The organism is uncultured Neglectibacter sp., assembly GCA_937958185.1.
Lineage (GTDB): Bacteria > Bacillota > Clostridia > Oscillospirales > Acutalibacteraceae > Acutalibacter.
The window spans coordinates 27,044-45,657 of sequence record CALFFN010000019.1 but is presented as its reverse complement, the minus strand read 5'-3'; the positions used below and the strand labels follow the sequence as shown (position 1 = coordinate 45,657).

The following is an 18,614-nucleotide window of genomic DNA, read 5'->3' as shown; positions in this document are numbered from 1 at the left end:
TTTCTCCTTTACAGTAATTTGTCGGAACCAAGGTCTTTTATCTGCTCTGTCAGGGAATCCGCGTCCCGCTGAATGGAAGTGCGGAACTCCTCCCGGAAATCCTGAAGCGCGCAGATATCCTGAATCAACCTGTCCCGCTCCCGTTCCAGCTCCCGGCACAGAAGTTTTCGTTCGGCAGCGGCCTGCGCTTCCTTTTCCAGCGCCGCTTTCGCCTGCTCCGCGCTTTGCCGGAGATCCGCTGCCTGCTGCTGCAGCCGGGAAACCTCCCCTTTGCTTTCCTCCAGCTGCTTCGTCAGTGTGCGGACGATGTTTTTGTGTTCTTCCATGCCCCGTTCCGCTTCGTCCACCGCCACCAGCAGCTCTTCCAAAAAAGCGTCTACCTGACCTGCATGGTACCACCTGCCCCTGGTGCGGAATTTCACCGATGTCAGCGCCTGTTTTGTCAGCTTCATTTATACGTCCCCCTTTATAAGCCGCTCCCGCAGCACGGATAATTCCTGCTCGCTGTACAGCGCGTTCAGCGCCTGCAGCAGCCCCCCTGCCGAAAGGCGTTCCGGCAGGTCCAGCTCCTTTTGCAAAGCCTTCCGCCGCTGGGCGCTGTCCTCTCTGCCGGAAAGCCCCATCTCGTACAGATCGGCTTTCGTCAGCTTTCCATGGGCATTCTCAGGCGGGCTTTCTTCTTCCAGCAGGGTCGCCCCTGCCCGCCGCAGCACCTGCCGAAGCGTTTGCAGCTCCATGCCCTCCACCCCCAGCATTCCCTCCTTGGAGGGCGCTGCTTTCCGCCGCTCCTTTCCCGGAATGTCGGGGATATAGGCATGTTTCAGCTGGGAAGCGGGAATGCAGGAGGAAATTTTTCCCCGAATGACAAAGCCCGCCCCGTCGCTGTCCGTCAGCACCACCAAGCCCTGGTTTTCCGCCAGACGGCGCAGGTACGCCATTTTTTCCCTGTCCCGGAAAATGCCGAAGCCGTCTGTCGTCACGATGGTGCCGTCCAGCAGGGAGGAAAGCTTGATCTTGTCGTACTTGCCCTCCACCACAACGGCTTCCCGGATCCGAATCACGAGGCACGCTCCCCCTTTGCCGCCAGCAGAAGCTTTGCGATCAATTCCTCCAGCACGATCCTGCCGGAAAGCCGGGAGCCCTTCAGCGCCATATCCGCCTCCAGCAGCAGGTCCAGGCTGCTGCGCAGCGCTTCCGGCTTCAGGCTCCTGGCGCTGCGCTCGGCATTCCTCAGCCGAAATTCTTTCCCCTTATACTCTCCGTAGGCTCCGGCGGCGGAAGCAGGCTGCCCGCTTTCCAGCGCCGCACGCACCCGGTACATGTCCACATAGGCGGAGGACAGCGCCCCCAGAATGGCAATGGGCTCCTCGTTCTGATAGAACAGCAGGTCCAGCAGGCTGTAAGCCTTTTCATAGTTCCCAGCCACCAGCGCGTTGGACATGAGGAACACGGTGGTTTCCGTGGTTTTTGGCACAAGGGCTTCGATCATCTCCACGGTGATCTCCGGCTGCTGCCCAGCGGGCAAAGCTCCCTCCTGCGCCTGTCCCAGGGCAAAGGCGCAGAGCTTTTCCATTTCGTGGAGCAGGGCGGTCACGTCCTGCCCGGCATAGTCCAGAATACGGGAAGCATTCTGCCGGGACAAAACGCACCCTGCCTTTTCCGCTTCCCGCAGCAGCAGCTTTTGCAGCTCCGCCCCGGTGCGCCTGCCGCAAAGTAGCACAGAGCCTTTGTCGCTGACGGCTTTTTGGAATTTCTTCCACTTTGCCGATTTTTTCCCGTCGAAGTCCAGGGTGGGGTACCAAAACACCAGGCTGGTGGTGTCGGGGGTTACGTCCAGCAGCTCATAGAGCTTTTGCAGCTCTACGCTGTCCTTTTCCTCCACGTTGAAATCCGCCACCGCCACGCATTTGTGCTCCGCAAAAAAGGGCAGCGCCTGGGCGGCGTCGGAAATGCCGTCCACGCCGGAGTCATTGCCGAATTCGTGCAGGTTAAATTCCGGGAAGGCTTCCCCGCCCGCCCGTTTGATCAGCCGCCCGGCAGCCCGCTTTACCAGATATTTTTCTTCTCCCGCGATCAGATAAACGCTGGAAAATGTATCGGCGGCAAGCTGCTTTTTCAGCTCAGCTTCCGTTATTTCAGGCATATGCTGTCCCCCCTGAAGCGGATCACGCCGTCCGAAAGCAGGTCTATGAAAAGCCCGTTTCCCTCCGGCAGCAGGTACCGCCCCGGCAGCAGCCGGGCAAGCTCCGCTTTCCTGTATTTTTCTATTATATCACCATTCTGCAAAACGGTAAATGCCGAATTGATTTTTGTCCGCTCCGCCGTGGTAAATAAAATCTGGCACTCTCCTGTCCCCGTCTCCCCGGTCTCCACCAAAATCTCCGTGCTGTTTGCCGTGACGCTAATGCGGGACATATCTTTCAGGAAGGTGAGCTTCACCCCGCCCAGCACCTCCATAGTTTCCCCATTTTCAGGGCAAAAGTATCCGCTCCTGTTTGCGCAGCTTTCCAAATCCCGCCGCAGGTAAGCGCCCTTCGGCAGCGCCAGCTTTTCCACGGGGAACCAGCCCAGCAGCTGCGCCGCCGCTTCATTGGCTTCTTCCGACTGCTCCGGCAGGCAGAGCAGCTCTATCTGCTCCACGCCGTTTCGCGTAAGCAGCTCCCTTGCGGCGTTTTCCTGAAAGCCGCCCACTGTCAGCACTGCCGCCCGGCTGCCCCGCAGCAGCACCACACAGGAGGAATCCGCCGTTGCCGCCACTGTAACGGTATCCTCCCGTACCGCCGCGAAAGCCCTCCCACAGCTGAAAATCAGGAGCAGCCCTGCCAGGACCGTACAGGCCGCCCGGCGGCTGCGCTTCAAAAAATATCCGAAAGCAGCCACCGCGCCGATCCCCAAAACAGCCACGACCCACACCGGGTCGGATAAGTCCAGCATACTGCGGGTCAGCCGGGCAAGCCGATCCGCAATGCCCATAGAGCAGCGCGCCAGCATTCCGGCACAGTAGAAAAACGGCTCCGCCATTGGCGACAGCGCCGGAAGCAGCCCGAAAAAGGCAGCCAGCAGGGAGCAATACAGAAGCAGCGTGCAGGGGAACACCAGCAGCAGGCTGGACAAAGGCGCCAACAGGCTGACGCTGCGGAACACAAGGAGCTGTATGGGCAGCGTAAAGAGCATGGCGGAGCAGGTCACACCCAGGGAAGACGCCACCGGCGCGCAGAGCCGTTGGAACCTTGGGCGCTTTGCCACAAGCTCCAATAGTCCGGCGGTCATGGGGTTTGCCAGCAATAAAATACCCAATGTGGCGGACACCGATAACGCAAAGCCCAGGTCGCCGCCGGAAAAGGGATTGACCGCGCAGATGACCAGCACGGCAAACCCCAGCGAATTCACGCTGTCAGGCTCCCTGCCGAGACAGTCCGCCAAAAGCGCCAGTAGGTACATGATACCGCTGCGCACCGCCGACACGGGAAAGCCCGTCAGCGTCAGAAACCCGACCACCGCTCCGGCGGTCAGCAGATTCTTCCCCGTTCTGCCAAGCATTGGCAGCGTGCCGAACAGCAGGGAAAGGAACACGCCCAGCGCCGCCATGTGCAACCCGGAGATCACCAGCAGATGAGAAGCGCCGATGGCTTTGAAATTGCAGTACGCCTCTTCGGAAACCCTGTCCCGTTCTCCCAGCAGCATGGCGCGGATCAGCCCGCTTTCCCCGGAGGGCAAATGCTTCTCAAACGACCTGCCGACGGTGTGCCGCAGCTCAGCGAACAGCTTCCCCGGCGGGCTCGTGGTATTGGGCGCCGTCATCACCGTTTCGTAATCGGAAAGATATGCCAGCGCCGAGACTCCCGAAGCCAGCCAGGAATTTCTGCCGGAATACAGCCCGTCCTCCTCGCTGAAGGCAAGAAATTTCACCGTGCATTCCAGCGTGTCGTAGGGGCGGCAGGCAAAGGGCGCTCCCGTGGAGACGCGCAGCGTGAAACGGGGCAGCTCCCGGCTTTCGCCGTCCACGGAAAGGCGCTCCACCCTCACAAGATAGTAGTAGCGCCCGTATTGCCGGCTGGGATGATCCTGCACCGTGCCGCGAATACGGGCTTCCGTTCCCGCCAGCTGTTCCATCGGAGCCACGGTGACTGAAAACTCCCTCGCGTACCGAAACAGGCAGAACGCGCCAACCAGCAGCGCCAGAGCCAGAAATACTCCGCGCACGGAAAAAACTCCCGGACGGCAGGACCGCGGGAGTTTTTGCAGAGTTCGATTTGCGGCAGCGTTCCGCAGACGGAGCACCGCCAGTGTCAGCAATATGGCAGCGCCCGCGCCCAGACAGAGAAAGGAAAGCATCATGACCGAGCCGACTTCCAGCACGGCAGCCAGCATAACGGCAGAAAATGATACTCCTCCCAGCAGGGCAAAGGGACGCTTCACTTACTTGAAGAACAGGGGCAGCGGCTCAAGGTAGATGATGTCCGTCCGATCCTTGGCGTCGCCCTCAGCCAGCACGCAGGCTTTGCCCACTACCTTGCCGCCGATGGTATGGAGCAGCTCCTCCATGGCAGCCAGGGATTCCCCGGTGGAGATCACGTCATCTACGATCAGAATACGCTTGCCCTTCAGGTTTTCGCAGTCCGCCTTGGACAGGTACAGCTTCTGCACGTGGTCGGTGGTGATGGACTTCACCTCCACATGAATGGGGTCTTCCATATACGCTTTGATCCCCTTGCGCGCTACCACATAATTGCGGCAGCCGATCCTTGCCATTTCATAGGCAAGGGGGATCCCCTTGGACTCCGCCGTGACGATCACATCGTGCTCCGGGCACTTTTCCAGCAAAGCGGCTGCGGTGCGCTCCGTGATCTCCACATCGCTGAACATGACGAAGCCCGCAATGTCCATATGCTCATTGATGGGACAGATAGGAAGCTTTCTGTCACACCCGGCAATATTCATTTGATAAACTTCTCCCATACGACATTCTCTCCTTTCCGCTTGCGCGGAGATGATCGTGGACCTTCCTTGTGCGGAGCATTCTCCGCAATTCAGCCGCCACTTTTCGGGCTGGCTTTTTGCCGGAAGCACGGAATGGCTCCATGGCATTCCTACTTTGATTATTGTAGCATATTTTTCCAGTAGATTGCAAGAGGTCGGTCAGGCTATTCTACTCTTTTCTGCCGATTACTCACCCTCGTCAGAGCAAGACTCGCTTTCTGGCTTCCGCTTTGAAAAAGCGAAAGCTTGTAAGTTCACCTGCTCTTCCTCTCCGAAAAAAGTTTAGCAGCTTTTTTCGGGAAAGGGAGGCCAGCCCATAGTGCGCTTGCCCAGCAGGTGGAAATGGAGGTGCTGCACGCTTTGCATACCGTCCTTGCCGCAGTTGTTGACTATGCGGAACCCATTTTCCAGCCCCAATTCATTTGCCAGGATCGCGGCAACCTCAAAAATATGCGCCACCACGCCGCTGTTTTCCGGGGTGATCTCCTTTGCGGACGCAATGTGGGTCTTGGGGATCAGCAGCACATGGACAGGCGCCTGCGGGTCAAGGTCATAAAACGCCAGAACCGTTTCGTCCTCATATACCTTATTGGAGGGAATTTCTCCCCTTGCTATTTTGCAGAAAATGCAGTCTTCCATCATAACACGCTCCTTTTTTCAGGTCGTGGGGTTTCACCCCACACCCTACCACCTTTGAAAAGGTGGACGAAACTTCTTCTCCGCATGGGGGCATATGGCTTTGCCATATGGCTCCCATGCGGCGTAAAGGTTTTTGCTCCGCTTTTTTCAAAAAGCGAATGGGGTTCGGGGCAAAGCCCCGTGAGCTTAAAGCTGAGCCTGTACCAGCGAGGGCACGGCAGCCAGCGCTTCGTCCAGCTTGGTCTGGTCCTTTGCGCCTGCCATGGCGAAATCAGGCCTGCCGCCGCCGTTGCCGCCGGTGATCATGGCGACCTCCTTTACCAGCGCGCCGGCTTTCAGCCCTTTCTCCTGCGCCGCCTTGCTGCACACTGCCGCCAGGGAAGCCTTGCCGCCGCTGACGCCTGCAAAGACGGCTACAATGGGCTCCGCCATATCCTTTGCCCGGTCACACAGCGCCCGCAGGGCGTTGCCGTCCGTGCCGGAAAGCAAGGCGAATACCACCTTGATGCCTTCGATCTCCTGCGCGTTCTCGAAAATGCCGGACATTCTGACAGAAGCGATCTTCGCGTTCAGCTCTTCGATGGTTTTATCCTTTTCCTTGAGCTCTCCCATCACCTGCTTGGCGCGCATGGGCAGGTCCGCCGGGTTCAGCACCTTCATCGCCTGGGCGGTTTCCTGCAGGGACAGGTTCTGCGCCGCCAGGACCGCCAGCACACCTGCGCCGGTAACGCCCTCGATCCTTCTCACGCCGGAGGCTACGGAAGCCTCGGACACGATCTTGAACAGCCCCAGCCGGGAGGTGTTGTCCATATGGGTGCCGCCGCAGAATTCCTTGGAGAAGCCGTCCTCCACGGAGACCACCCGGACAATGTCGCCGTATTTTTCACCGAACAGCGCCATGGCGCCGCTCTTTTTTGCTTCCTCAATGGGCATTTCCACCATGGAGACGGGAACGGCTTTCAAAATTTCATCGTTGACCAGCATTTCTACCGCCGCCAGTTCCTCGGGAGTCATGGCGGAGAAATGGGTAAAGTCGAACCGCACGTGCTGCTCGTTCACCAGCTGACCCGCCTGCTCCACGTGGTCGCCCAGCACCTTGCGCAGCGCCGCCTGCAGCAAATGCGCCGCCGTGTGGTTCCGCATGATCGCCTTGCGCCGCATGGAGTCCAGCACAGCGTTTACCGTATCGCCCACCCGCAGGGTGCCCTCGGACACCACGCTGCGGTGGAGATAGATCCCCTCGTGCTTGGTGGTGTCCACCACGTCCACGGAAACGCCTTCCGCCTCCAGCGCACCGCTGTCGCCTACCTGACCGCCGCCCTCGCCGTAGAAGGGGGTGGTGTCCAGCACGACGGAAACCTCTTCGCCCGCTTCAGCAGTATCCACGCGCTCGCCGCTCCTGATAATGGCAATTACTTTTGCGGTGGCTTTCAGCTCGGTATAGCCCACAAAATTGGTGGCAGGCAGCCCTGCGGCAGCGGTGTTTTCGCCCTTCCAGGCGTCCGCGCCCGCGTCCTTTCTGGCATTCCTTGCCCGCTCCTTCTGCTGGCGCATCAGCTCCCGGAACCGATCCTCGTCTACCTCCATGCCCCGCTCTGCCAGGATCTCCCTGGTCAGGTCCAGCGGGAAGCCGTAGGTGTCGCTGAGGGTAAAGGCGTTATCGCCGGAAAAAATCCTGGAATCCGCCTGGTCGATAAAGCTGTTCAGCAGGGAAAGCCCCTGGTCGATGGTCTTTGCAAAGCTTTCCTCCTCAAAGGAAATCACCTTTTTGATGGTGACTTCCTTTTCCAGCAGCTCGGGATATGCGCCGCCGTTTTCCTGGAGCACCGTGTCCGCGACCTCCGTCAGGAAAGGTCCGTTGATGCCCAGCAGCTTGCCGTGACGGGCAGCCCGGCGCAGCAGACGGCGGAGCACATAGCCCCTGCCCTCATTGCTGGGCAGCACGCCGTCGCCGATCATAAATACCGTGCTGCGGATATGGTCGGTGATGATACGCAGGGAAATGTCGGTTTTCTCATTGGCGCCATATTCCACGCCGGAAATTTTCGACACGTGCTTCATAATATTCTGCATGGTGTCCACAAGGAACAGGTTGTCCACGTCCTGCATGACGCAGGCAAGCCGTTCCAGCCCCATGCCGGTATCAATATTTTCCCGACCCAGCGGGGTGTAATTTCCCTTGCCGTCGTTGTTGAACTGGGAGAACACCAGGTTCCATATTTCCACATAGCGGTCGCAGTCACAGCCCACATCGCAGGTGGGCTTGCCGCAGCTGTGCTCGGGACCCCGGTCAAAATAGATTTCAGAGCTGGGGCCGCAGGGACCGGAGCCGTGCTCCCAGAAATTGTCCTCCTTGCCCATGCGGCGCATATGGCTTTCGGGGATACCTACCTCCTTCGTCCAGATATCCCACGCCACATCGTCTTCCAGATAGACGGTGATATAAAGTTTTTCCGGCGGCATTTCCAGAACCTTTGTAAAAAATTCCCATGCCCAGAAGATGGCTTCTTTCTTGAAGTAGTCGTTGAACGAGAAATTCCCCAGCATTTCAAAGAAGGTGCCGTGCCGGTCGTCAATGCCCACGCTGTCGATATCCGGGGTGCGGATACATTTCTGGCAGGTAGTCACCCTGACCCGGGGCGGCGTGACCTCGCCGGTGAAGTATTTCTTCATAGGCGCCATGCCGGAGTTTATCAGCAAAAGGCTGTTATCTCCCTGGGGGATCAGCGAGAAGCTTGGGAGCCGCAGGTGATCCTTGCTCTCAAAAAACTCCAGATACTTTTCCCGCAATTCATTGAGTCCTGTCCATTTCATGTTGTATAACCTCCTGTTTCTTTCCTCAAAATTTGAATTTCCATTTTTATTGTGGTATTAGGAACGAAAGTGCGCACTGGCTCGGAGAAGCCCGGTACTTTTGCTCCGCGATTATTTCACCGTGTAAGCCCACAAAAGCTTCAGGGTATTTTCCGCGCCGTCCACATGGGAGCGCTCATAGCCGTGAGAGGCGTACACGCCGGGACCGATCAGCCCGTGGCGAACGTCATACCCGGCGGAAAGGGCAGCCTCCGCATCTGAGCCGTAATAGGGGTACACGTCCACGGCAAAGGATGCTCCCGCCTGCTTTGCCGCCTGCACCAAAGCGGTGGTGACGGTATAATCATACGGACCGCCGGAATCCTTGGCGCAGATGGAAACCTCCCGCTCCGTACACTGCAAGCCCTCGCCCACGCAGCCCATGTCCACGCTGACGATCTCCGATACGTCCTCCGGCACAGAAGCCGCCGCGCCGTGACCTACCTCCTCGTACACGGTAAAGTGCAGGTACACCTTTCGTTTGAGGGTTGCGTTCTTTTCCTTCAGCTCCTTTGCATATGCCAGCAAAATCGCCGCGCTGAGCTTGTCGTCCAGGAACCGGCTTTTGATATAGCCGCTTTCCGTTACCACCGTACGGGGAGAAAAGCACACGAAATCCCCCACCTCGATGCCCAGCTTCCGGGTATCCTCCGGCTTCTTCACAGGCTCGTCGATCACCACTTCCATACCGGCAAATTGGCGCTTCTTCTCTCCGTATTCCCGGTTCACGTGGGCGGAAGCGTCGCAAAGCTGCAAACAGCCGGTAAAGGTTTTCCCCTCCCGGGTGTAGATCACACAGTTCTCCGCCTCGCAGTTTTCCGCCTGCAAGCCGCCTACCGGGGAAAGCTTCAGCCGCCCGTTGCCCTTGATGGACTGCACTACGGCGCCCAGGGTGTCCACATGCGCCATCAGCAGCAGCCCGTCAGGCTCCTGCGGGTCTGCCACGCTGCCGCCCAGGCACACGGCGACGCCGCCCTTTCTGGTCTTCTTGGGGGCATAGCCCAAGCGGGTCAGCTCCTCCAATAAGTAATCCGCCGCCCGCTCCGTGAAGCCGGAGGGGCTGTCAATGGCGCAAAGCTTTTTCAGCTGCTCCACGCAGTAGTTGATTTCAGCCATTCCGCATATCTCCTTTTCTAAAAATGATGTGGTCAAAAATCTATTCCCCTTGCAAAAAGTCCGCCAGCGCCTGAAGCTGTTCCCGCACCCCCGGCTCGCTCAGCGCCGGAAAGCGGTTGGTATTGTGGCAGACAATGGCAGGGAAAATATCCTGACAGCCCATTTGGTGCAGCAGCGTTTCCGCCGTTTCCCGCGCCCGCTGCGGTCTGCCGTCGCCGCCGCCCACCAGTAAAAGACCGCCTTTCCTGCGGGGGAACGGGCTTTCCTCTCCCCGGAACACCCTGGCGCAGTAGTATTGCTGCAGCCGGCTGAGCACGCTCAGAAGCGGTCCTGTCAGCTCGGAAAAATAGATGGGCGAAGCAAGTACAACGCCGTCACAGGTGCGCAGCGCCCTGTCCACCTCCACCCAGCCGTCCTGTTTCGCGCAGCCGGGGTGCTTCCAGCAGTAACGGCAGTCCGTGCAGGGAGCGATCTCATGGGAAAAAGCGTTTATCACGGTGAGCTTTCCCGGCAAAAGGTCGCCCAAAGCCTTTACCAGCGAAACGGTGTCGCCGTTCGCACGGGGAGAACCGTTCAGAACCAGTGTTTCCATGTTCCCTCCAAAAAAATAGAGACCTGTCCGCTCCCTCATGGGACGGACAGGTCCGTGGTACCACCCAAATTGCCGGAAGAAACCGAAAGGCTCCTTCCTGACCGCTTTTTCCCGTTATCGCCGGGATACGCCGCCGCTCCTCGCGGCAGCCGTGCCGAATCGCGCCATGTAAGCCTGCGATGGCGGGAGCGGCCTGCAATTCCTTTCCCAAACGGCTTTCACCCTTGCGCCGTCTCTCTGCATGGTGCCGGAACACATCTTCTCCGCACGGATCATCTGTATGAAATTAGTTGTATTATAGTCTTTCCGCCCGGCGCTGTCAATCCCTTTTTGGGAAACAGTCCCTGCGGCGCACCGCCCATGGGGAATTTTCTTCGCCGCCTGTTGACAAAACCTCCCATTCCCCGATATACTGGGTGATGTATTGCTCTCTTTCTTTCAGGGGAGTGGGAGAGGATTTTTCTGGAAAAGCGGAAGTACATGGAATTGCTTCCTTCTTCCGGGCAAAGAAAGGAAAGTGTTTCGGTTTATGACAAAAAAGATCGGGCTTCAGAAGAACAGCTTCTATTCCCAGATCGGAAAGCTGGTCATTCCCATTGTGCTGCAAAACCTTTTGAGCGCCGCGGTGAACTCCGCCGATGTGGTCATGCTCAATTTTGTGGGGCAGTCCAACATTTCGGCAGTATCGCTGGCAGCGAACTACACCAGTATCCTGTTCATGGTTTTTTACGGGCTGGGAACAGGCGCTACCATGCTGTGCGCCCAGTATTACGGCAAGGGGGACCAACGCGCCATTGACGTGGTGGAGGGCATCGCCCTGCGGTTCTCCATGATCGTTGCCGTTTTGTTTGCCGCCGCTTCTCTCACCATTCCAGAGCTGATGATGAGGGTGTTCACCCATGACCCGGAGCTTGTGACCATCGGCGCTTCCTACCTGCGTATCCTGAGCGTCGCCTATCTGTGCTGGGGTCTTACAGAGGTGTACCTTTCCGTGCTGCGCAGCATTGGGCGGGTAGCGGTCAGCACCGCCCTTAACACCTTTGCCTTCACCCTGAATATCATCTTAAATGCGGTGTTCATCTTCGGGCTGTTCGGCGCCCCGAAAATGGAAGCCGCCGGCGTGGCGCTTGCCACCTCCATTTCCAGAGTGCTGGAGCTGGTGCTGTGCTTTATCGTTTCCGCGAAAAGCACCAATGTGAAGCTAAAGCTTTCCTATATGCTGCTGCGCAGCAAGGAGCTGCTTTCGGACTTTATGAAGATGGCAATGCCCGCCATGGCAAACGACGTGGTCTGGGGGCTGGGCTTCTCCATGTATTCCGTCATTATCGGGCAGTTCCTTGGGAATGACGCCGTGGCTGCCAACTCCCTTGCCGTGGTGGTGCGGAACTTCGGCACCATTCTCTGCTTTGGCATGGCGAATGCCGGCGGCATTCTGCTGGGGCAGAAATTTGGGGACAACAAAATGGAGGAAGCGGAAGCAGACGCGAAAAAGATTGTCAGGCTCACCGTCATCGCCGGGCTGATCGGCGGGGTGATCGTATTACTCTCCATGCCCATCGTGCTGGGCTTTGCCGATCTGACCGCGACCGGCAAGCATTATTTGAAGGTCATGCTGCTCATCAATTCCTACTATGTGCTGGGCGCTGCGCTGAACACGACCCTGATCGCCGGCGTGTTCCGGGCAGGGGGCGACAGCCGGTTCGGCTTCTGGTGCGATCTGATCGACATGTGGGTCTACGCCGTGCCCCTTGGCTTTATTGCCGCCGCCCTGCTGAAGCTGCCCCCGCTGTGGGTCTATTTCCTGCTCTGCACCGATGAATTTGTGAAATGGCCCTTTGTCATTCACCACTACCGCAGCAAGAAATGGCTGAAAAACATTACCCGCGACAACCTGTTCCAGGATCAGGAAACCGAAAAGCTGCCTGCTTCTGAAGAAAAGCCGTAAGAAGGCGGCACTGCAAGCGCTGCACAGAACCTACCTTTTATTTCTCCGTTTCAACATACGAAAAGCCCCTGAGAGACTGCTCTCAGGGGCTTTTTCCATATTCTTGATCCTTGCTTTTCCTGAAGTCGGACAGGGGGTTTTAAGTAAAATCCTCTTTCAGCGCCGTTACGATCTCATCGGTCCGCATTCCACGGGAGCCTTTCACCAGCACGGCGTCTCCGGCTTGAAGCTCTTCTTTCAAAAACGCATATGCTTCTCCGTTGGTGGCAAACCAACGCGCCGTATCGCCATATCCGGCGGCAATGTCCTTTGCCAGTTCCCCCACGGCAACCAGCAGCTCCACGCCCTTTTCCCGGGCGTATTTTCCCACTGCAAAGTGCCCTTCCCTGGAGAAATCCCCCAGTTCCAGCATATCCGCCAGCACCGCCGCTTTCCTGCCCGGATTGCTCCGGCTTGCCAGCACGTCCAAGGCACTGCGCATGGAATCGGGGCTGGCGTTGTAGCTGTCATCGATCAGGGTCAAGCCGCCGCATTCGCTGATCTGCTGCCGCATGGCAGGGGCTTTGTACGCGCCGATCGCCCGCACGGCGTCCTCCGCGGGGACCTTCAAGTACCGCGCCACCGCCATAGCCGCCAGCGCGTTGCGGACATTGTGCTGCCCGGCGGCGGGAACGAACATCTCCTGCCGCTCCCCGCCGGGACCGACACAGGTAAAAAACGTTCCCTTATCCGCTTCCCGCAGGGAGGAAGCCCGCCAATCGCAGGGGGCGTCAATGCCGAAGGTGACGATCTTATGGGTGCCCGTCTGCTTCAGAGTGGGCAGCAGGTCGTCGTCGCCGTTGACGAACAGCACGCCGTCCGATGGAAGATAATCCGCGATATGGGCTTTTTCCGCCAGAATATTTTCCCGGGTCTTCATATATTCAATGTGGGACACGCCGATATTGGTCATCACGGCGCAGGTGGGCTTCACCACGGCGGCAATGCGCGCCATTTCCCCGGGCATACTGACCCCCATTTCCACCACGGCAGCGGTATGCTCCTTTTTCAGCCCGCAGACAGTGATGGGCACGCCCACCTGGCTGTTCTGGTTGCCTGCCGTTTTGTGGACATTCCCGGTGGCGGTCAGCGCCTGAGCGACCATTTCCTTGGCGGTAGTCTTCCCCACGCTGCCCGTGATCCCCACAATGGGGATCGTAAACTGGCTGCGGTACCACGCGGCAGTCTTCTGCAGCGCCGCCCGGCAGTCGTTCACCAGCACCAGCGGGCGGTTCTCCCACAAAGGCAGCTCGCTTGCCGGGGGTTCTTCCTCGGTAAAGGCAGCCGCCGCGCCATTGTCGAACGCCATGCCAAGATAGCGGTGCCCGTCCGTGCGCTCGCCCCGAATGGGGACGAACATCACGCCGGCTTTCATTTCCCGGCTGTCTGTGGAAAAGGCTGTGACGGCGGTGGTCTCTTCGCCGCACAGCAGCCTGCCGCCTGCGGCTTTGACGATTTCGGAAAGTTTGATTCGCATACTGCACCCCCTTTTAGACACTAGATTCTGGATTGTGGATTCTGGATAAGGGTATTTAGTTGTTGGTTGTAACTCGCTGCCTTCCCGGCTTGGGTGCGGCGCAGCCGCTTTCTAACAACTAATTACTAACAGCTAACTACTGCCCTTATGCCAGCGAACCCATGGGGTCCCAGGGTTCCAGGGCGGTGGGCTCCTGCTCCAGTTCCTTCTGCTGCGCTTCCGTCAGATACTTTTTATTCACCACGACCTGGTAGGTGTACTCGGAGAACCAATCGTCGCTCATGACATAGTAGCCCTCTTCTCCGGCGTCCTTACCCCAGCTGTTTTCCACTCTCCAGCGGGTGGGATTTCCCGCTTCGTCCAGATTCACACCCTGGAACACCATGGCATGGGTCATCAGGCTTTCGCCGTAGTCCAGCCGCTGCGCCTTGTTCATGCCAAAGGTGGTACCGAACAGGTCGTCAACGTGCAGCGCTTCCAGGTCCATAATGCCGCCCTCCCTGCTGGAGGACTGCCCTACATCACAGCCGAACCATACGGGCTGACCGTCCTTCATCTGGGCGATAGCCGCTTTTTTCAGGTCTTCTACCGGCAAGTTCAGATACTTTACAGGTCTGCCCTCTTTCACGTTGCCCAGCATCTTCACGGTATAAGTCCTGTGATAGGGCTTGTCGGCGGTGGGCGCGTTGATCAGGCTCACGTAATCGTTCAGGTTCCAGCCCACATATTTTTTGAAAAACTCCGGTCCCGTCAGATTTTCGTCACGGATAAACTTTTTATCCTTATCCCTGGTCTCAAAGGTAAAGGTCTGGGGCGGATTTCCAAAAGCAATGCACAGCATATTGTAAATGTTGCAGAGCATCGCCTCTTTTTGCTCCCGCAGCTCTTCGGCAGACTTCCCGGCGGCATGCGCTTCCCGCAGGTTGCAGGCAAATTCCCGCAGTCTCCGGGTCATGTGGGAGGTCACCTCGTGGGTGGCGGAGGAGCAGGCGGTTTCCGGCATAGCGTCCTTAGGGACAACGCCGTACTTTTCAATGAGGTTGCACAGCATATCCCACTGACCGCCGTCGCCCAGCGGGTCGCGCAGCAGGTGGGAGATCAGCCTGCCTTCGGTAGGCTCCTCCAAAGTGTCCAGAATGTTTTCCAGAAAATAATTTGCCTTTTCCAGCTTGTCATAGAACAGCGTGTAGTTCTGGGACAGCTCAAAATGCTCCAAATTCAGCTTGTGCATGACCTCCACCCGCATCGTGTTCAGGGCGGCGAACATCCAGCACCTGCCGGAAGCTTTCTGGTTGGTGATCTTTCCTGTTTCCAGCTGAATGGAGAACTGGTGCCTGATCTCTCTGCGCGCAAAGGGGTTCACCGCCGATTTGTTGACGCCGTTGGCTGTAACAGCGAGCTGTGCCACCCGCTTTGCGGGGTCGGCGGCAAAGTCCTTTTCAAAAGCTGCCAGCTGTTCTGTTGTGATCTTTTTTTCCATTTCGATAACCCTTTCCTTATCAATCTGTTTTTATTTTCAAAAAGGCTGGAACGCATTCACAGCCTTCCTGCCGCCGCGTTACTGCTGCTTTTTATCCTCCAGCAGCTCCCTGATGACCACCCGCTCGTCAAAGGGGTATTTCTTCCCCTCGATCTCCTGATAGTCCTCGTGCCCCTTGCCTGCCAGCACGATGATATCGCCGTCCTCCGCGTTTTCCAAACACCAGCGGATCGCCTCCCGGCGATCTGGTATCTCTATATATTTTCCATCGGTTTTCTTCATGCCGGTTTTGATGTCCTCGATGATGTCCAGCACATTCTCGAACCGGGAATTGTCAGCCGTCAGCACGGACAAATCCGCCAGCCTGCCGCTGACCTCCCCCATCTCGTACCGCCGCACCCTGGGGCGGTTCCCTCCCGCGCCGAACATGCAGATCAGGCGGTGGGGATTGTATTCCCGCAGGGTGGTAAGAATGTTTTCCATGCCGACCCCGTTGTGGGCATAATCCAGCAGCAGCGTGTAATTCCCCGGTACGGGCACGGGCTCTACCCGCCCTTTTACCTTCACGGTGGAAAGCCCCTGCTTCATGGCTTCCTCCGAAATTCCCAGCGCCCTGCAGCAGCCCATGGCGGCAAGGGCGTTATAGGCGTTGAACTTGCCGGGTATCCCCACCTCGGCGGTAAATTCCATGGCGCCGGACACCTCAAAGGCGATTCCCAGGAAACCGGGGCGGTTCAGGTGGCGGCAGTTCGCGCCGCGCAGCCACGCGTTTTCCGAAAAGCCAAAGGTCTTTACCTCACAGGTGTGCCCCTGCAGAATGCCCTCCAGATTCGGGTCGTCCAGATTCATGACGCCTGTTTTACACATGGAGAACAGCATCGCCTTGCACTCCATGTATTCCTGCATATCCCTGTGCTCCACGCCGCCGATGTGGTCTTCCGAAAAATTGGTAAAGACCCCCACGGCAAAGGGGAAGCCGTACACTCTTTTGTCCTTCAGCCCAATGGAGGAAGCCTCCATCACGCAGTATTTGCAGCCCTCGTTCGCCATTTGACGGAGATATTTCTGCACGTCATAGCTTTGGGGCGTGGTGTTTTCCGTTTTGATCAGCGTATCGCCAATCAGCACGCCGATGGTGCCGATGACCCCGGTCTTATACCCGGCGGCTTCCAAAATTGCCCGCACCATGTAGGCGGTGGTGGTTTTTCCCTTGGTCCCGGTTATGCCGATCACCGTGATATCATTTTCGGCGGGGTTGCCGAAAAACGCCGCGCTGAGCAGCGCCAGCGCCGCCTTGGTGTCCGGCACGAGAACGACCTGCGCCCCACCCGCGTCCACCGGCTCCTCCGCTACAACGGCAACAGCGCCGGCAGCCGCAGCCCCGGCGGCATAGCGGTGCCCATCGGAGGAGGCTCCCCGCAGGCACACGAACACACAGCCCGGCTTCGCCTGCCGGGAATCGTACACCACATCGGTCACTTCCGCGTCCCGGAAGCCGTTCTCCGCCTGCGCTGTCACTTCCAGCGAGGTCAAAAGCTTTGATAAGAGCATGGTCCTCCATCCTTCCCGGCAGATTGCCCCAGCGCGCCCCTGCGGACCGTCCGCTGATACTGTCCATCATAGTCTCTTTTTTGTGAATTGTCAATAAAACCGGGCGCCCGGTCTACAGCCACAGGGTGCAGGAAAGCAGGTACAGCGCCAGCCAGTACAGGAACATGATCGGCTTTTGCAGCTTATCTCCCAGCTGGGAAAACTGAGCCTTTGCCACCATCATGTCGGATACGAAGAAGCTGAGCATTCCCACGGAGAAAATCAGCATTCCCGCCTTGCCCCAGATCCACGGCAGCGGCAGGCAGATCGCCAGGGAAGCCGCCAAAATTCCCACATATAAGCAGCAGAACACCGCCTGCACCCCCATTTTAGGCAGCTCCCGGCGGAACAATATCAGCGCCGCGACCATGGTAATCACCCAGATGGGCAGGCTCCACCGTATGCTCATGGGAATATTCTCTAACATCTCTACGATCCAGCACACATGGGCGACCCCGAACAGCAGCATACCCGACAGGAAATGCAGCTCCAGCAGGGCGTCCGCCGCCATGCACAGCACAAAGAACCAGAAAAACGGGTGGCAAAACGGGTTTTCCCCTTTCAGCCACAGCGCCACTCCCGCGGAGCCCACCGCCAGGAAGGTTCCGGCGCATTTGGCGATCAGGCTCTGCCGCGCCAGCCCATTCCGCCGCAGGATAAAATACAGCGCGAAAACAGCGCCCCAAAGCGGCAGAGCCACACAGGAATACATTCCCAAATACAGCCTTAAATCCATTTTTTCTCCTCCTTACAGCTTGCCTGTTAAGGCTCCTGCACCGTGCTTCTGTTTTTCATTATATTCGCTTTCCCCTTTGGATTCAACCAAAAACAAAAAGAAACCCGGCGCCGGGAAAAGAGCGCGGGTTTTCTCTTTGATTTTACGGCAGTACACCTTTCATACAAGAAAAGCAGACCTTGCAGCTGCAAAGCCTGCCGCGGGAGGACACTTTTCCGCCTTTTCTCAATGCCCCTCGATGTTATCTGCAAAAGGGGCGGCGGTGTTGAGATAAAACAGATACTCGGTGTCCGAAGTTTTTTGAAGGTAACAATGCCATTCGTCGCTGAAATCATAGTATTGGGACAGCCTGCTTTTCACTTCCTTCTCCGGCACAGCGGTGGAAAACAGCACGGTGGACAGGCAGTCCACATGGTTCCCCGTGCCCGAGGTATTCCCCGTTTCCGAATACACCTCTTTGATTTCCATGTCAGAAAGCTCCTGCTGCAAATGAGCTTTCAGCGTATCCGTCTGCCGCCGGGTGGCGGCATGATTGACGCACATCCCGAAAAGCTCATACAGGATAAGAACCGCAGCCAGAACCACCGGCAGCAGCAACAGCGCCAACCCGGTCCTTTTGAGCCATTTCATGATTTCCCTCCCCCGATTCCACCGAACAGGCTCAGCCCTGCTCCAAGGCAATGACCCCCGTACGGGTGACCTCTTTCACGCCGAAGGGGCGCACCAGGTCGAACAGGGTGTCGCATTTTTCCGGGTCGCCGGCAAATTTCAGCGTTACAGAATGCCTGCTGACACTTGCCACCTCGGCTTTCATCAGGGCGGCGATCTGGTTGATCTCCCCAAAGCTCTGGGTATCGCAGCCAATGCGCACCAGCATCAGCTCCGCCCGCACGGCGTCCGCCCCCAAAGAGCGCACCTTGATGACGGGGACGATTTTATTGAGCTGCTTTTCCACCTGCTCCAAAATGTAATTGTCCCCCTGCCCTACAATGGTCATGCGGGACACGCCGGGGTTTTCCGTCGCCCCCACCGCCAGGCTGTCGATATTGTACCCCCGCCGGGAAAACAGCGATACCACCCGGGACAAAACGCCGGGGCGGTTCTCCACCAGCACGGAAAGCGTGTATTTCATAAAAATTCACTCCATTTTTTCGGATAGAAAGCTGG

The 18,614-nt window shown here is 57.8% G+C and carries 18 protein-coding genes; 3 read left to right on the top strand and 15 right to left on the bottom strand.

Translation table 11 applies throughout. The features are described 5' to 3' along the window. Window positions 1-8: 8 nt before the first annotated feature. Genes AB8996_RS05170 through AB8996_RS05155 form a run of 4 tightly spaced genes read right to left on the bottom strand, consistent with a single transcriptional unit; the run spans window position 9 to window position 4,203 of the window. Window positions 9-452, bottom strand: coding sequence for a DivIVA domain-containing protein (locus tag AB8996_RS05170; protein ID WP_369297909.1), 444 nt, complete (start codon window positions 450-452; stop codon window positions 9-11). Beyond that, window positions 453-1,061 (bottom strand): toprim domain-containing protein, encoded by a 609-nt coding sequence (locus tag AB8996_RS05165; RefSeq protein ID WP_369297908.1) that lies wholly within the window; start codon window positions 1,059-1,061, stop codon window positions 453-455. It abuts the gene before it with no gap. Beyond that, on the bottom strand, window positions 1,058-2,143 hold the full coding sequence (gene holA / locus AB8996_RS05160) for a DNA polymerase III subunit delta (protein ID WP_369297907.1): 1,086 nt from the start codon (window positions 2,141-2,143) through the stop codon (window positions 1,058-1,060). The genes AB8996_RS05165 and holA overlap by 4 nt, the downstream gene beginning before the upstream one ends. Then, window positions 2,131-4,203: a ComEC/Rec2 family competence protein gene (locus AB8996_RS05155; protein ID WP_369297906.1), complete on the bottom strand. Its 2,073-nt coding sequence runs from the start codon at window positions 4,201-4,203 to the stop codon at window positions 2,131-2,133. The genes holA and AB8996_RS05155 overlap by 13 nt, the downstream gene beginning before the upstream one ends. Window positions 4,204-4,239: 36 nt before the next feature. On the opposite strand from AB8996_RS05155, the gene AB8996_RS05150 reads away from it, so the two are divergent. After that, a complete protein-coding gene (locus AB8996_RS05150) occupies window positions 4,240-4,386 on the top strand; it encodes a hypothetical protein (RefSeq protein ID WP_369297905.1) in 147 nt (48 codons plus the stop codon). 33 nt (window positions 4,387-4,419) lie between these two features. Here the strand turns inward: AB8996_RS05150 and AB8996_RS05145 are convergent, their stop codons facing one another. The 5 genes from AB8996_RS05145 to AB8996_RS05125 all read right to left on the bottom strand — a co-directional run bounded on the left by AB8996_RS05145 (window position 4,420) and on the right by AB8996_RS05125 (window position 10,180). Beyond that, the gene (locus tag AB8996_RS05145; protein ID WP_369297904.1) at window positions 4,420-4,959 is read right to left on the bottom strand and encodes a phosphoribosyltransferase family protein; all 540 of its coding nucleotides are present in this window, start codon (window positions 4,957-4,959) and stop codon (window positions 4,420-4,422) included. A gap of 303 nt (window positions 4,960-5,262) precedes the next feature. Then, complete coding sequence (locus AB8996_RS05140; protein ID WP_369297903.1) at window positions 5,263-5,619, bottom strand: histidine triad nucleotide-binding protein; 357 nt, start codon at window positions 5,617-5,619, stop codon at window positions 5,263-5,265. A 186-nt stretch (window positions 5,620-5,805) separates the two neighbouring features. Then, window positions 5,806-8,433, bottom strand: a complete 2,628-nt coding sequence (gene alaS / locus AB8996_RS05135) for an alanine--tRNA ligase (RefSeq protein WP_369297902.1) — start codon at window positions 8,431-8,433, stop codon at window positions 5,806-5,808. Window positions 8,434-8,544: 111 nt separating this feature from the next. Next, a complete protein-coding gene (locus AB8996_RS05130; protein WP_369297901.1) occupies window positions 8,545-9,588 on the bottom strand; it encodes a M42 family metallopeptidase in 1,044 nt (347 codons plus the stop codon). A 40-nt stretch (window positions 9,589-9,628) separates the two neighbouring features. Beyond that, window positions 9,629-10,180 carry a flavodoxin family protein gene (locus AB8996_RS05125; protein WP_369297900.1) on the bottom strand — a complete coding sequence of 184 codons (552 nt, stop codon included), beginning with the start codon at window positions 10,178-10,180 and terminating at the stop codon, window positions 9,629-9,631. Between the two features lie 37 nt (window positions 10,181-10,217). On the opposite strand from AB8996_RS05125, the gene AB8996_RS05120 reads away from it, so the two are divergent. Next, window positions 10,218-10,352 (top strand): hypothetical protein, encoded by a 135-nt coding sequence (locus AB8996_RS05120; RefSeq protein WP_369297899.1) that lies wholly within the window; start codon window positions 10,218-10,220, stop codon window positions 10,350-10,352. Between the two features lie 357 nt (window positions 10,353-10,709). Then, window positions 10,710-12,125 (top strand): MATE family efflux transporter, encoded by a 1,416-nt coding sequence (locus tag AB8996_RS05115; RefSeq protein ID WP_369297898.1) that lies wholly within the window; start codon window positions 10,710-10,712, stop codon window positions 12,123-12,125. A 139-nt stretch (window positions 12,126-12,264) separates the two neighbouring features. Here AB8996_RS05115 and murF read toward each other — a convergent pair whose 3' ends face one another. From murF to ilvN, 6 genes are all read right to left on the bottom strand, one after another. After that, on the bottom strand, window positions 12,265-13,641 hold the full coding sequence (gene murF, locus AB8996_RS05110) for a UDP-N-acetylmuramoyl-tripeptide--D-alanyl-D-alanine ligase (protein ID WP_369297897.1): 1,377 nt from the start codon (window positions 13,639-13,641) through the stop codon (window positions 12,265-12,267). 145 nt (window positions 13,642-13,786) lie between these two features. Beyond that, the gene (locus tag AB8996_RS05105; protein ID WP_369297896.1) at window positions 13,787-15,121 is read right to left on the bottom strand and encodes an aminopeptidase C; all 1,335 of its coding nucleotides are present in this window, start codon (window positions 15,119-15,121) and stop codon (window positions 13,787-13,789) included. 78 nt (window positions 15,122-15,199) lie between these two features. After that, window positions 15,200-16,672: a UDP-N-acetylmuramoyl-L-alanyl-D-glutamate--2,6-diaminopimelate ligase gene (locus AB8996_RS05100; RefSeq protein WP_369297895.1), complete on the bottom strand. Its 1,473-nt coding sequence runs from the start codon at window positions 16,670-16,672 to the stop codon at window positions 15,200-15,202. Window positions 16,673-16,784: 112 nt separating this feature from the next. Beyond that, entirely contained in the window at window positions 16,785-17,447 is a 663-nt protein-coding gene (locus tag AB8996_RS05095; protein WP_369297894.1) for a lysoplasmalogenase family protein, read from the bottom strand. A gap of 225 nt (window positions 17,448-17,672) precedes the next feature. Then, a complete protein-coding gene (locus tag AB8996_RS05090) occupies window positions 17,673-18,077 on the bottom strand; it encodes a hypothetical protein (RefSeq protein WP_369297893.1) in 405 nt (134 codons plus the stop codon). A gap of 31 nt (window positions 18,078-18,108) precedes the next feature. Beyond that, the gene (ilvN, locus tag AB8996_RS05085) at window positions 18,109-18,579 is read right to left on the bottom strand and encodes an acetolactate synthase small subunit (protein WP_369297892.1); all 471 of its coding nucleotides are present in this window, start codon (window positions 18,577-18,579) and stop codon (window positions 18,109-18,111) included. Between the last annotated feature and the right edge of the window lie 35 nt (window positions 18,580-18,614).